The organism is Stenotrophomonas sp. GbtcB23 (assembly GCF_019091045.1).
Lineage (GTDB): Bacteria > Pseudomonadota > Gammaproteobacteria > Xanthomonadales > Xanthomonadaceae > Stenotrophomonas > Stenotrophomonas rhizophila_A.
In genome coordinates, this window is record NZ_JAGXKC010000687.1 from 1 (window position 1) to 236 (window position 236).

General features: G+C 66.9%; 1 pseudogene. It reads right to left on the reverse strand.

From position 1 onward, the window contains the following. A pseudogene (locus tag KVS69_RS20580) lies at window positions 1–236 on the reverse strand (L-threonine 3-dehydrogenase); the annotation flags it as partial.

The window sequence follows — 236 nt, forward strand, 5'->3', positions numbered from 1 at the left end:
CTTGCAGATGCCGGCGGCGATGACCCCGATCGGGCCCGCCCCGGTGATCAGCACGTCTTCGCCGATCACGCCGAATTCCAGCGCGCAGTGCGCGGCATTGCCGTACGGGTCGAAGAAGGCGGCCAGCTCGGACGGGATCTGGACGGGGATCGGCCACAGGTTGCTGGCCGGCATCACCATGTATTCGGCAAAGGCGCCGTTGACGTTCACGCCGCTGCCCACGGTATTCGGGCAGA